General features: G+C 75.1%; 13 protein-coding genes. 9 read left to right on the top strand and 4 right to left on the bottom strand.

Going from position 1 to position 12,348, the window contains the following annotated elements; translation table 11 throughout:
- Positions 1-79: 79 nt before the first annotated feature.
- The 7 genes from ACZ5OX_RS01350 (at position 80) to ACZ5OX_RS01320 (ending at position 7,244) form a co-directional block, all read left to right on the top strand.
- A complete protein-coding gene (locus ACZ5OX_RS01350; protein WP_355250421.1) occupies positions 80-397 on the top strand; it encodes a (2Fe-2S)-binding protein in 318 nt (105 codons plus the stop codon).
- On the top strand, positions 378-1,778 hold the full coding sequence (locus tag ACZ5OX_RS01345) for an FAD/NAD(P)-dependent oxidoreductase (RefSeq protein ID WP_465628042.1): 1,401 nt from the start codon (positions 378-380) through the stop codon (positions 1,776-1,778). The genes ACZ5OX_RS01350 and ACZ5OX_RS01345 overlap by 20 nt, the downstream gene beginning before the upstream one ends.
- A gap of 131 nt (positions 1,779-1,909) precedes the next feature.
- Entirely contained in the window at positions 1,910-2,773 is an 864-nt protein-coding gene (locus tag ACZ5OX_RS01340) for a dihydrodipicolinate synthase family protein (RefSeq protein WP_449791863.1), read from the top strand.
- A 104-nt stretch (positions 2,774-2,877) separates the two neighbouring features.
- Positions 2,878-3,882: a proline racemase family protein gene (locus ACZ5OX_RS01335; RefSeq protein ID WP_392874424.1), complete on the top strand. Its 1,005-nt coding sequence runs from the start codon at positions 2,878-2,880 to the stop codon at positions 3,880-3,882.
- A gap of 49 nt (positions 3,883-3,931) precedes the next feature.
- Complete coding sequence (locus ACZ5OX_RS01330; protein WP_465628040.1) at positions 3,932-5,287, top strand: aldehyde dehydrogenase family protein; 1,356 nt, start codon at positions 3,932-3,934, stop codon at positions 5,285-5,287.
- Complete coding sequence (locus tag ACZ5OX_RS01325) at positions 5,287-6,315, top strand: proline racemase family protein (RefSeq protein ID WP_449791833.1); 1,029 nt, start codon at positions 5,287-5,289, stop codon at positions 6,313-6,315. Before ACZ5OX_RS01330 ends, ACZ5OX_RS01325 begins: the two co-directional genes overlap by 1 nt.
- Positions 6,312-7,244, top strand: coding sequence for an ornithine cyclodeaminase family protein (locus ACZ5OX_RS01320; protein ID WP_392874432.1), 933 nt, complete (start codon positions 6,312-6,314; stop codon positions 7,242-7,244). Before ACZ5OX_RS01325 ends, ACZ5OX_RS01320 begins: the two co-directional genes overlap by 4 nt.
- 4 nt (positions 7,245-7,248) lie before the next feature.
- On the opposite strand, the gene ACZ5OX_RS01315 is transcribed toward ACZ5OX_RS01320, so the two are convergent.
- Together ACZ5OX_RS01315 and ACZ5OX_RS01310 are read right to left on the bottom strand one after the other, a co-directional pair.
- The gene (locus ACZ5OX_RS01315; RefSeq protein WP_449791831.1) at positions 7,249-7,578 is read right to left on the bottom strand and encodes a hypothetical protein; all 330 of its coding nucleotides are present in this window, start codon (positions 7,576-7,578) and stop codon (positions 7,249-7,251) included.
- Positions 7,579-7,748: 170 nt separating this feature from the next.
- Positions 7,749-8,306: a TetR/AcrR family transcriptional regulator gene (locus tag ACZ5OX_RS01310; protein ID WP_465628870.1), complete on the bottom strand. Its 558-nt coding sequence runs from the start codon at positions 8,304-8,306 to the stop codon at positions 7,749-7,751.
- Positions 8,307-8,545: 239 nt separating this feature from the next.
- On the opposite strand from ACZ5OX_RS01310, the gene ACZ5OX_RS01305 reads away from it, so the two are divergent.
- Complete coding sequence (locus tag ACZ5OX_RS01305; protein ID WP_465628038.1) at positions 8,546-9,427, top strand: NAD(P)-dependent oxidoreductase; 882 nt, start codon at positions 8,546-8,548, stop codon at positions 9,425-9,427.
- A gap of 215 nt (positions 9,428-9,642) precedes the next feature.
- A complete protein-coding gene (locus ACZ5OX_RS01300; RefSeq protein ID WP_449791828.1) occupies positions 9,643-10,359 on the top strand; it encodes a GntR family transcriptional regulator in 717 nt (238 codons plus the stop codon).
- Positions 10,360-10,530: 171 nt separating this feature from the next.
- Here ACZ5OX_RS01300 and ACZ5OX_RS01295 read toward each other — a convergent pair whose 3' ends face one another.
- On the bottom strand, positions 10,531-11,214 hold the full coding sequence (locus ACZ5OX_RS01295; protein WP_465628036.1) for an ABC transporter ATP-binding protein: 684 nt from the start codon (positions 11,212-11,214) through the stop codon (positions 10,531-10,533).
- The gene (locus ACZ5OX_RS01290; protein WP_465628034.1) at positions 11,211-12,287 is read right to left on the bottom strand and encodes an ABC transporter permease; all 1,077 of its coding nucleotides are present in this window, start codon (positions 12,285-12,287) and stop codon (positions 11,211-11,213) included. Before ACZ5OX_RS01290 ends, ACZ5OX_RS01295 begins: the two co-directional genes overlap by 4 nt.
- Positions 12,288-12,348: the final 61 nt, after the last annotated feature.

The raw sequence follows: 12,348 nt of genomic DNA, 5'->3' as shown, positions 1-12,348 counted from the left end.
GGGTGACGGCCCGGCCGGGCGACCACCGGCCCCACGACCGCCAGACATGAGATTCCGTCCAGGATTGGAGAAGCCGCCGATGCGCCGCCGCACCCCCGCCGGGCTGGTCGAGGCCGAGCCAGGGCCCGCCCACCACATCGAGTTCGACGGGCGGCCCGTCCCCGCGCTGCCCGGGCAGTCGATCGCCGCCGCGCTCTGGGCCGACGGCGTGCTCGCCTGGCGCACCACCCGGGTCGGCGGCAGGCCGCGGGGGGCGTTCTGCGGGATCGGCGCCTGCTTCGACTGCCTGGCCACCGTCGACGGCCGCCCCAACCAGCGCACCTGCCTGCTCCCCGCCGAGCCCGGCACCACCGTCACCACCCAGGAGGGCCACGGCCGTGCCGACCTCGCCGTCTGAGACCTTCGACCTCGTCGTGGTGGGCGCCGGCCCGGCCGGGCTGGCCGCCGCCGTCACCGCCGCCGACCTCGGGCTGCGCTGCGCCCTGCTGGACGGCGGGCAGAGCACCGGCGGGCAGTACTACCGCCACCCGGCGCCCGGCCTCGGCGCGGCCCGCCCCGACCGGCTGCACCACCACTGGTCCGCCTACACCGGTCTGGCCGGCCGGCTCGACGCGCACGAGCGCGCCGGGCGGGCCGCCTTCCTGGCCGGTCACCACGTCTGGGCGCTGGAGCGCACCGGCGACGGCTTCGCGGTGCACGTCACCCGCGGGCCGGGGAGCACCGACCGGGCCACCGTCCGGTCCCGGTCGGTGCTGCTCGCCACCGGCGCGTACGAGCGGCAGCTGCCCTTCCCCGGTTGGACCCTGCCCGGGGTGGTCACCGCGGGCGGCGCCCAGGCCATGCTCAAGGCCGGGCTGGTGCTTCCCGGGAAGCGGATCGTGGTGGCCGGCAGCGGCCCGCTGCTGCTCGCGGCCGCCTCCTCGCTGGTCACCGCCGGGGCCGAGGTGCCCGCGGTGGTCGAGGCCACCGCCTACCTCGGGTACGTACGGCGCCCCGGCGTCCTGGCGGGCGTTCCCGGCAAGCTGGTCGAGGGCGCCGGGCACGGTGGCGCGCTGCTGCGGCACGGGGTGCGGCTGCGCCCGCGCAGCGCGGTGGTCGAGGCGCACGGGACGGACCGGGTCACCGGCGTCACGGTGGCCCGGCTGGACGCGGACTGGCGGCCGGTGCCCGGTACCGAGCGTCGGATCGACTGCGACGCGCTCGCCGTCGGCCACGGCCTGCTGCCGCAGATCGACCTGGCCACCGAGCTGGGTGCGCGGACCGTGACCGGGCCGGACGGCGCCGTCGCGCTGGACGTCGACGCCCGGCTGCGCACCAGCGTGCCCGGCCTCTGGTCGGCGGGGGAGACCAACGGCGTCGGCGGCGCGGACCTCGCGCTCGCCGAGGGCGAGCTGGCCGCCCACGCGGTGGCCGGCGAGCTGCCCGCGGCCGCGCTGCTGCGCCGCCGCTCGCGGCTGCGGGCCTTCGCCGGGCTGATGGCCGCCGCCCACCGGCCGGGGCCCGGCTGGACCGGCTGGCTGCGCCCGGACACCGACGTGTGCCGGTGCGAGGAGGTGCCGGTCGCGGCGATCCGGGAGGCCGTCGACGAGCTGGGCGCGGGCGATCCGCGCACCGTCAAGCTGCTCACCCGGGCCGGGATGGGCTGGTGCCAGGGCCGGATGTGCGGTCCGGCCGTGGCCTGCCTGGCCGGTTCGGGTGAGCCGGGGCCGGACCGGCGGCCACTGGGTTGCCCGGTGCCGCTCTCCCAGTTGGCCGCCGGGCCCGCGCCCGAGGCGTAACGGGTCCGCCGTCGAACGGTGGGCCGGGGACCTTGTCTCCGGCCTGCCCGCTCTTGTAAAATGTCACACCTCATCAAGGAGTTCATGTGTCCATCACCCAGCACGACACCACCCGTCCGTGGCGCGGCATCATGGTCGCCACCACGCTTCCGCTGCGCCCGGACCACTCCGTCGACTACGACGCCTACGCCGAGCACGTCCGCTGGCTGATCGACTCCGGCTGCGAGGGCGTCGTCCCCAACGGCTCGCTGGGTGAGTACCAGACGCTCACCGCCGAGGAGCGCGCCAAGGTCGTCGAGGTCGCCGTCGAGGCGGCCGGCGACGGCTCCCGGGTCATGCCCGGCGTGGCCGCCTACGGCAGCGCCGAGTCCCGCCGCTGGGCCGAGCAGGCCGCCGAGGCCGGCGCCGGCTCCGTCCTGCTGCTGCCGCCGAACGCCTACCGGGCCGACCACGCCTCGGTGCGGGCCCACTACGCCGAGGTCGCCAAGGCCGGCCTGCCGATCGTGGCGTACAACAACCCGATCGACACCAAGGTCGACCTCGTCCCCCCGCTGCTCGCCCAGCTGCACGCCGAGGGCTCGATCGTCGCCGTCAAGGAGTTCAGCGGCGACGTCCGCCGGGCCTACGAGATCGCCGAGCTGGCCCCCGGGCTGGACCTGCTGATCGGCGCCGACGACGTGCTGCTGGAGCTGGCGCTCGCGGGCGCGGTCGGCTGGATCGCCGGCTACCCGAACGCCCTGCCGGCCGCGTCGGTGGCGCTCTACGACGCCGCCGTCTCCAAGGACCTGGAGAACGCGCTGCCGCTCTACAAGTCGCTGCACTCGCTGCTGCGCTGGGACTCCAAGACCGAGTTCGTCCAGGCCATCAAGCTCTCCATGGACATCGCCGGGCGCCCCGGCGGCCCGGTCCGCGCCCCGCGCCAGCCGCTCACCCCCGAGATCGAGGCGGCCGTCCGCGCGGCCACCGAGAAGGCGCTGGCCGACGGCCTGGTCTGATCCCCCCGCCCGGATGATTCCGGGCCCCGGGCCTCCGGGCCGGCTGCGGCGGCAGCCGGCCCGGCCCACCCCCACCATCCGAACCTGTACGGGAGTTGTGACCCATGCGGAGCCGTCACGTGTTCCACGCCGTCGACTCGCACACCGAGGGCATGCCGACCCGGGTGATCACCGGCGGCTTCGGCGTCATCCCCGGCGCCACCATGGCCGAGCGCCGGGTGCACTTCCAGCAGCACCTGGACCACTTCCGCACCCTGCTGATGTACGAGCCGCGCGGCCACGCGGCGATGAGCGGCGCGATCCTCCAGCCGCCGACCCGCCCGGACGCCGACTTCGGGGTGCTCTACATCGAGGTCTCCGGGCTGCTGCCGATGTGCGGGCACGGCACCATCGGGGTCGCCACCGTGCTGGTCGAGACCGGGATGGTCCCGGTGGTCGAGCCGGTCACCACCGTGCGGCTGGACACCCCGGCCGGGCTGGTGGTCGCCGAGGTGCACGTCGAGGACGGCGCGGCCAAGGCGGTGACCATCCGCAACGTGCCCTCGTACTCCGTCGCCCTGGACCGCAAGATCGAGGTGCCCGGCTACGGCACGGTGAACTACGACCTCGCGTACGGCGGCAACTTCTACGCCATCCTGCCGCTCGCCGAGTTCGGGCTGCCCTTCGAGCGCGAGCGCAAGCAGGAGATCCTGGACGCCGGCCTGGCGATGATGGACGCGATCAACGCGAGCCCGGACAAGCCGGTGCACCCGGAGAACCCGTCCATCCACAGCTGCCACCACGTCCAGCTGCTCGCCCCCGGCTCCACCGCCGAGCACTCTCGGCACGCGATGGCCATCCACCCCGGCTGGTTCGACCGCTCGCCCTGCGGCACCGGCACCTCGGCGCGGATGGCCCAGCTGCACGCGCGCGGCGAACTGCCGCTCGGGCGGGACTTCCGCAACGACTCCTTCATCGGGACCACCTTCACCGGGCGGCTGGTCGAGGAGACCGAGGTGGCCGGGCGGCCCGCCGTGGTGCCCACCGTCACCGGGCGGGCCTGGGTCACCGGCACCGCCCAGTACTTCCTCGACCCGAGCGACCCGTTCCCGGCGGGCTTCCTGCTCTGACCCCACCTACCTCCTTCGTCCCCGTACCTCCCTCGAAGGGCTGCTGGCTGTGACCATCACCTCGTACAACCCCGCCGACCCGGACGACCTCGTGGTCGCCGTCGAGGAGCCCGGCGCCGAGGCCGTGCGGGCCGCCGTCGGGCGGGCCCGGGCGGCGCAGGGCGACTGGCTCGCCGCCGGTGCGGGCGCCCGGTCGGCGGCGCTCGGCCGGATCGCGGACGCCGTGGAGGCGCACGCCCACGAGCTGGCCGCGCTGATCGTGCGCGAGGTCGGCAAGCCGTCGGCCGAGGCGCTCGGCGAGGTCGCCCGCACCGCGGCGATCTGGCGCTACTACGCGCAGGCCCCGTACGCGCCCTCCGGGGCCGTGCACGAGCCCGCCGCCGGGCCCGGGCTGCTGCTCACCCGGCGCCGCCCGTACGGGGTGGCCGGGCTGATCACGCCGTGGAACTTCCCGCTGGCGATCCCGACCTGGAAGGCCGCGCCGGCCCTCGCCGTCGGCAACGCGGTGGTGCTCAAGCCGGCGCCCGAGGCGACCGCCTGCGCGCTGCGGCTGGCGGAGCTGGCCGGGCTGCCCGAGGACGTGTTCACCGTGCTGCCCGGCGGGGCGGAGGAGGGCGCGGCACTGGTCGACGCCGTGGACGTGGTCTCCTTCACCGGTTCGACCGGCGTCGGCCGGGCCGTGGTGCGGGCCGCGACCGAGCGCGGGGTGCCGGTGCAGGCCGAACTCGGCGGGCTGAACGCCGCGCTGGTGCTGCCGGACGCCGACATCGCGCAGGCCGCCGGGCACATCGCCGCGGCCATCGCCGGGTACGCCGGGCAGAAGTGCACCGCCACCAGCCGGGTGATCGCGGTCGGCGCCGCGTACGAGCCGCTGCGCGAGGCGCTGGTCAAGGCGCTGGCGGCGGTCGACGACGCGGTCTGCGGGCCGGTGATCAACGCCGCGGCCCGGGAGCGGCTGACCGGCGCCGTCGCCTCGGCGGTCGAGTCCGGGGCCGTCGTCCTGGCGGGCGGCGGGGTGCCCGAGCGGGCCGGCTGGTACGTCGAGCCGACCCTGCTCACCGAGGTGCCGGCCGAACACCCGCTGGCGCGCGAGGAGTTCTTCGGCCCGATCGCGGTGCTGCACGCCGCGGCCGACCTGGACGAGGCCGTCACGCTGGCCAACGACACCCCGCACAGCCTCTCCACCTCCGTGCACACCCGCAGCCTGGACGTGGCGCTGGCCGCCGCCGACCGGCTGGACGCGGGCATGATCCGGGTCAACGCGCCGTCCAGCGGCGTCGACTTCCACCTGCCCTTCGGCGGGGCCAAGGGCGCGAGCCACGGCGACCGCGAGCAGGGGCAGGCGGCCCTGGACTTCTACACCGTCAGCCGGACCGTCAGCGTGCTGCCGGGCGGTGGCGCCTGATGTTCGTCCGCACCGTCGACTACCACACGGCCGGCGAGCCGTTCCGGATCGTGCTGGAGGGCGTGCCGCCGATCCCCGGCGACAGCGTCGCCGAACGCCGCGCCATCGCGATCGGCTCGGGCGGCAGCGCGACCTCTCCCCGGCCGAGCGCGCTGGACGACGTCCGGCAGCTGCTCAGCCGGGAGCCCCGTGGCCACGCCGGGATGTACGGCGGCTTCCTGGTGGCGCCTGACGACGACGAGGCGCACCTCGGCGTGCTGTTCTGGCACAAGGACGGCTACTCCACCGCCTGCGGGCACGGCACCATCGCGCTCGGCGCCTGGGCGGTGGACTCCGGGCTCGTCCCGGCCCCCGCCGACGGCGTGGCGCGGGTGCGGATCGACGTGCCGTCCGGCCGGGTCACCGCCCTGGTGCACCGGACCGGTGGGCGGACCACCGGGGTGACCTTCCGTAACGTGCCCAGCCGGGTGACCGCGCTGAAGCTGCCGGTGGAGACCTCGCGCGGCACCGTGGAGGTCGCCGTCGCGCACTCCGGCGCCTGCTACGCCTCGGTGCCGGCCGCCGCCCTCGGGCTCGCCGTGGAACCGGCCCAGCTGCCCGAACTCACCGCCGTCGGACGGGAGATCAGGGCGGCGCTGGCTGACGCGGAGGCGGTCGCGCACCCGACGGACGCCCGACTGTCGGGCGTGTACGGGGTGGTGCTGTACGACGAACTCCCTTCGGCGGACGGCGGGTTGAACCAGCGGAACGTCACCGTCTTCGCCGACGGCCAGATCGACCGCTCGCCCTGCGGCTCCGGCACCTCCGCCCGGCTCGCGGTGCTCGCCGCCGAGGGCCGGCTGGCCCCCGGCGAGCCGCTGCGGCACGAGTCGATCATCGGCACGGTCTTCACCGGCCGCTTCCTCGCGGGCGGCGACCCGTACGGCGAGGGCGTGGTCACCGAGGTCGGCGGGACGGCCCACCGCACCGGCGAGCACGGCTTCGTCCTGGAGCCGGGCGACGAACTGGGAGCGGGGTTCCTGCTGTGAGCCCCACCGCACCGCCCGGTACGGCCGTCGTGCCGCTCCGGTACGCCGTCGCGGGCACCGGCGGGGTCGGGCCCGCCGACGCGGTGGAGGCGATCGAGCGGGTGCTGCTGGACGGGTTCGACCCGGAGGCGGCACCCGCCCGGTCGGCCGTACCCGTCCCCGCCGGGGAGCTGCTGCTGATGCCGGCCGCCGCCGGGCCGTACGCCGGGGTGAAGATCGCCGGAGTCGCGCCCGCCAACCCCGAGCAGGGGCTGCCCCGGATCACCGGCAGCTACCTGCTGCTCGACGGGCCCACCCTGCAGCCGCTCGCCCTGCTGGACGGCGCCGCGCTCACCGCGCTGCGCACGCCCGCCGTCACCGCGGCCGCGCTGCGCCGACTGGCCGTCCCGGAGGCCGAGCACCTGGTGCTGTTCGGCTCCGGACCGCAGGCGTACGGACACCTGGACGCCCTGCTCGCCGTCCGCCCGCTGCGCCGGCTCACCGTGGTGGCCCGCAACGCCGAACGGGCGCAGGCCCTGGTGGCGTACGGGCGGGAGCTCGGACTGGCGGCCGAGGTCGGCGGCCCGCGGGCGGTCCGCGACGCGGACCTGGTGGTCTGCTGCACCACCGCGCGCACCCCGCTGTTCGACGGTGCGCTGGTGCCGGCGCACGCGGCGGTGGCGGCGGTCGGCTCGCACGAGCCGGACGCCCGGGAGGTGGACGAGCTGCTGGTCCGGCGGGCCGAGCTGTACGTGGAGGCGCGCGGCGTCGCGGCCCGGGAGGCCGGGGACCTGCTGATGGCGGGCGTGGCCGGGCGGCAGCTGTGGAACCTCGCCGAGCTGGTGCGCGGCGACGCGCTGGTGCCGGACGGGCGGCCGCGGTTCTTCAAGAGCGTCGGGATGGCCTGGCAGGACCTGGCCGTCGCGGCGGAGGTGCACCGGCGGCAGTAGCCGCTCAGTCTCCGTGGAAGGCCAGCCAACTGCCCGGGACGGCGGCGCAGTTGGCGAGCAGGTTGCGCAGGTCGCGGACGGCCGCCCGCTGCTCCTCGGTGGTGCAGCGGGCGAGCAGTGCGGTGGCCTCCTCGAAGGCGGCGCCGGCGTCCTGTTCGTTGAACAGCGTGTCGCCGTACGGGTCGATCCGGCCGAGCCGGTGGTGCGCCGGATCGGTGTGCCGGGCCAGGGCGATGGTGAGGGCCTCGCCGGGGCTCGAAAGGTGCAGCATCCGGGGGCGGGTGCGGCGGCCGTCGTTCGGGCGGCCGTCGTACAGCGCCATGTCGATTCCCACGTCGTTGCTCCTGGCTGTGGTCGGGAGTTGTGGAGCCGGAGCCGGCGCAGCGGGAGGGGATCCCCCGCTGCGCCGGCTCCTCACGTTTTCGGCTTCTCACGTTTTCCGGCCGGCTTCGGCGCCCCGGCTTCGGTGCCCCGGCTTCGGTGCCCCGGTGTCCGGTGCCCCGGTCAGGCCCGGTCGGCGGCGTAGGCGGTGACCAGCCGGGCCAGGTGCTTGCCGGTGACCAGCAGCGGCTCCTCGCTGCGGGCGACCTGGGCGGCGAGCTCGGCGCCCTCCAGGGCGCTGATCACCGTGCCGGCCAGCTCGCGGGCGTCCTCCTCGCCGATGCCGGCGGCGCGCAGCCGGTCCGTCACGAGGGCCCGCCAGTTGGCGAAGGCCTCGGCGACCGCCTCCTCGATCACCGGCACCCGGCCGATCGTCTCCAGGGCGGTGCTGGTGATCGGGCAGCCGTCCTGCCAGTCGGACCTGCGCAGTTCGGTGGCGAGCAGCCGGGTGCAGGAGGTCATCGCCGTGCCCAGGTCCGGCGAGGAGCCGAGCCCGGTGCGCAGCAGGACGGCGAACTCCTCGTCGCCGTGCCGGATCGCCTCGGCGGCCAGCTCCTGCTTGCCGCCGGGGAAGAAGTGGTAGACGGAACCGAGGGTGGCCTCGGCCTCGCGGGAGATCTGCTTGATCCCGGTGCCCTCGTACCCCTGGCGCTGCAGCAGTCGGGAGGTGGCCCGGACGATCCGCTCGCGGGTGCCGGGTTTCGCCTCGGCCGTCGCCTTGGTGCCGGCGCCGGTCTTCGCGCCGGTCTTCGGGCCGGTCTTCGCGTCGGTCTTCGCGTCGGCTCTCTCGGGCGTCTTCACGCCGCGATCCTAGCCGAGATTCTGAGTAGAGCGTTCGTTCCAGTCCTGTGCTAGCGTCGGCCCGGCGCTCTGAATAGAGCGTTCGTTCCAGAAGATCGGTCCAGTGGAGGGGAAGACGCATGTCCGTTGAGCGGCAGTCGAAGCGGTCCGTGACGGTGATCGGGCTCGGCCCGATGGGGCAGGCCATGGCCGGGGCGTTCCTGGACGCCGGGTACGACGTCACGGTGTGGAACCGCACGGCCGCGCGGGCCGGGGAGCTCGTCGCCCGGGGCGCGCGGTTGGCACCGAGCGCGGAGGCGGCGGTGGCGGCGAACGAGCTGGTGGTGCTCAGCCTCACCGACTACGACGCGGTGTTCCAGGTGCTGGAGGTGGTCGAGCCGGCGCTGCGGGGGAAGGTCGTCGCCAACCTCAGCTCGGACACCCCCGGGCGGGCCCGCGAGGCCGCCCGTCGGCTGGCCGAGCTCGGCGCCGTCCACCTGACCGGAGGGGTTCAGGTGCCGCCGTCGGGCATCGGCAACCCCGGGTCGTCCACCTTCTACAGCGGCCCGGTCGAGCCGTTCCAGCGGCACCGGGCCGCCCTGGAGGTGCTCACCGGGGCCGACTACCGGGGCGACGACCCCGGGCTGGCTCAGCTGTACTACCAGATCCAGATGGACCTGTTCTGGACCTCGATGGTCGGCTACCTGCACGCCACGGCGATCGCCGAGGCCAACGGGATCCCGGCCGACGAGTTCCTGCCGTACCTGAGCTCGACCGCCGCCTCGATGCCCGGCTTCCAGGCGTTCTACGCACCGCGGATCACCGCCGGGGACCACCGCGGGGACGTCGACCGGCTGGCGATGGCGCTGGCGAGCATCGAGCACGTCCGGCACACCGCGGAGGCCTCCGGGGTGGACGGCGCGCTGCCGGCCGTCCTGGCGGAGGCGGTCCGGCGCGGCGTCGAGGCCGGGAACGGCGCGGCGAGCCTGAGCACGCTGGTGGGGCAGTTCCGTCGGGCGTAGCCCTCCGTGCGGGCCCGGAGGTGGGCCCGAAGATCGTGTGCCGTCGGCCGTTGTCACGGCCGACGGCCGCTGTCACCATGGCTTTCGGGGCCGCGAGGGGGCGTCGCGGCGGGCTCGTGGCGGGCTGGTGACGGGTGTTCGAATCACTGGCTGTTGCGTACGCAACGTAACGTGACATTGTACGCTGGTGTTCTGCACCCACCCGGAGGAACACCATGGCCGACCTCAAATCCCGCACCCTGATCTCCGTACAGGAGCGGCTTCGCGACCAGGTCGCCCACGCACTCCGGGCGGCCCTGATCTCCGGCGAACTGCGCCCCGGCGTCGTCTACTCCGCACCCGCGCTCGCCGCCGACTTCGGCGTCTCCGCGACCCCGGTCCGCGAGGCCATGCTCGACCTCGCCCGCGAGGGCCTGGTCGAGGCCGTCCGCAACAAGGGCTTCCGGGTCACCGAGCTGACCGACCGCGACCTCGACGACTTCACCGAGATCCGCGCCCTGATCGAGGTCCCGACCGTCGGCCGGGTGGCCCGCACCGCCACCAAGGAGCAGCTGGAGCGGCTGCGCCCGCAGGCCGAGGCGATCGTCGCGGCGGCCGGCAAGCACGACCTGATCGGCTACCTGGAGGCCGACCGCCAGTTCCACCTGGACCTCCTGGGCCTGGCCGGCAACAGCCGGCTGGTCGAGGTCGTCGGCGACCTGCGCAAGCGCTCGCGCCTGTACGGCCTCAACCGGCTCGACGAGCGCGGCGAGCTGGTCTCCTCGGCCCAGGAGCACCTGGAGCTGCTGGACCTGCTGCTCGCCGGCGACTCGGCCGGGGCGGAGGCCTGCATGACCCGCCACCTCAGCCACGTCCGCTCCCTGTGGGCCGGCGAGGAGAAGCCCGCCGAGCCGGAGCCCTCGGCCCTGCGGCTCGGGGCCCGCCGGAGCTGAATCACTCGTTCGGGCGAGGCGCCGGGCGATCGTCGACCGGGCCGGACGACGGGTGATGGTGCTGACCGGGCCCGAGGGCGGGGAGTACCGGCAGAGAGTGGTGCGCCGTCCCGGGCAGCTGGTCGCGCTGCCCGGGACGGCGGTGAGGCTTCCGGTGGGGGAGTCGGCGGCTCAGACCGCCGCCGCGGGCAGCGTCAGCCGCCCGTCGTGGACCTCGGCGACCTGGTCGACGGCCGTCAGGTGGGTGCGGTCGTGGGTGACCAGGACGGTGGCGGTGGCCCGGCGGTGGGTGAGGTCGGTGATCAGGTCGAGGACGGCGGCGCCGCGTTCGTGGTCGAGGGCGCTGGTGGGTTCGTCCACCAGGAGCACCGTGGGGTCGTTCATCAGCGCGCGGGCGATGTTGACCCGCTGGCGCTGGCCGCCGGAGAGCTGGTGGGGGCGGCGGGCGGCCTGGTCGCGCAGGCCGACGGCGTCCAGGAGTTCCAGGGCGCGGGGCAGGGCGCTGCGCGGGGAGCGGCCGTCGAGGTGGGCCATCACCTGCAGCTGCTCCACGGCGGTGAGCGAGGGCAGCAGGTTGGCCTGCTGGAAGACGATGCCGATCCTGGTGCGGCGCAGCGCGGTGAGGTCCGCCCGGCTGAGGCCCGTGGTGTCGGTGCCGTCGATGACGACCTGCCCGGAGTCCGGGCCGATCAGGGTGGCGGCCACCGCCAGCAGGCTGGACTTGCCGGAGCCGGAGGGGCCGACGACGGCGGTGAGCGACCCCTTGGGGACGGTCAGCGAGACCTCGTCGAGGGCGGTCAGCCGGCCGTCGCCGTCCGGGTAGGTCAGGGTGATGCGGTCGAGTACAAGACTCATCGGGCGCTCCCCAGGGCGGTCAGCGGGTCGACGGAGGTGATCCGGCGGATGGACAGGGCCGCGCCGATCGCGCCGAGGGCGATCATGACGGCGGCGGGCAGCAGGACGGTCGGGGCGTCCAGCACGAAGGGGACGGCGGAGCCGATCAGCGCGCCGAAGCCGGAGGCGATCGCGGTGCCCAGCAGGGTGCCGAGCACCAGCAGCAGGACGGCCTGGCCGAGGGCGTCGCGCAGCAGGTAGCGGGTGGAGGCGCCGAGGGCCTTGAGGACGGCGATGTCGCCGCTGCGCTGGATCGTCCAGACGGTGAAGAACGCGCCGATCACCAGGGCCGAGATGGCGAACAGGAAGCCGCGCATCAGCTGGAGGGAGCCGTTCTCCGAGGTGTAGGAGCCGATCGCGGCGAGGGCGTCGTCGCGGGTGTGGGTCTCGGTGCCGTGGCGGGCGTCGGCGGCGGCCAGGTCGGCGCCCTTCGCCGTGTCGAGCGCGATGACGGTGGCGTGGCCGGCGCCGCCGGGGGCGAACTGCTGCCAGTCGGTGAGGCTGGTCCAGATCACCGGGGTGTGGCTGTACGCGGCGTCGCCGTCGACGGCGGCGACCCGCAGCGGGTGCCCGGCCAGGGTGAACTCGGCGCCGGCGGTGAGGCCGCCCAGGTTCTCCGCGGCGGTCTTGGACAGTACGGCCTGGCCGGCGGAGATCCGGCTGCCCTGCGGGGCGAGGCCGGAGCCCTCCGGGACGCCGAAGGCGGACAGTGCGGCGGTGCGCTGCCCGGCGGCGGCCTTGGTGGTGGTGATGCCGAGCGGCTGGGCGGAGGTGACTCCGGGCTCACGGGCCCAGGCCTGCCACTGTTCGGGGGTGACCTGGGAGTCGGTGAAGGAGAGCTTCTGCCCGTCGGCGGGCTTGCCGAAGACCAGGTGGTCGGCGGGCAGGCCGGTGATGGCGGAGATGTTCTGCCGGCCGAGCCCGGCGGTCAGCCCGGACAGCAGACCGACCAGGACGGTGATCAGCACGATGACGGTCCCCATCAGGGCGAACCGCCCCTTGGCGAACCTCAGGTCCCTCCAGGCGACGAACACGTTGGGCCTTCCTCTGCGCAGGTTCTCTCGACCCTTCCACCGTCCTGGACGACGGGGCCTC

The sequence above is a fragment of the Kitasatospora sp. NPDC032121 genome, assembly GCF_055580145.1.
This window is presented reverse-complemented; position numbering and strand designations above follow the sequence as displayed.

What these genes read in the sequence shown, in the direction of transcription:
- ACZ5OX_RS01350 (WP_355250421.1), top strand. Translation starts at nt 80, where the DNA reads ATGCGCCGCCGCACCCCCGCCGGGCTGGTCGAGGCCGAGCCAGGGCCC.
- ACZ5OX_RS01340 (WP_449791863.1), top strand. Translation starts at nt 1,910, where the DNA reads ATGGTCGCCACCACGCTTCCGCTGCGCCCGGACCACTCCGTCGACTAC.
- ACZ5OX_RS01335 (WP_392874424.1), top strand. Translation starts at nt 2,878, where the DNA reads ATGCGGAGCCGTCACGTGTTCCACGCCGTCGACTCGCACACCGAGGGC.
- ACZ5OX_RS01325 (WP_449791833.1), top strand. Translation starts at nt 5,287, where the DNA reads ATGTTCGTCCGCACCGTCGACTACCACACGGCCGGCGAGCCGTTCCGG.
- ACZ5OX_RS01305 (WP_465628038.1), top strand. Translation starts at nt 8,546, where the DNA reads ATGTCCGTTGAGCGGCAGTCGAAGCGGTCCGTGACGGTGATCGGGCTC.
- ACZ5OX_RS01300 (WP_449791828.1), top strand. Translation starts at nt 9,643, where the DNA reads ATGGCCGACCTCAAATCCCGCACCCTGATCTCCGTACAGGAGCGGCTT.
- ACZ5OX_RS01295 (WP_465628036.1), bottom strand. Translation starts at nt 11,214, where the DNA reads ATGAGTCTTGTACTCGACCGCATCACCCTGACCTACCCGGACGGCGAC.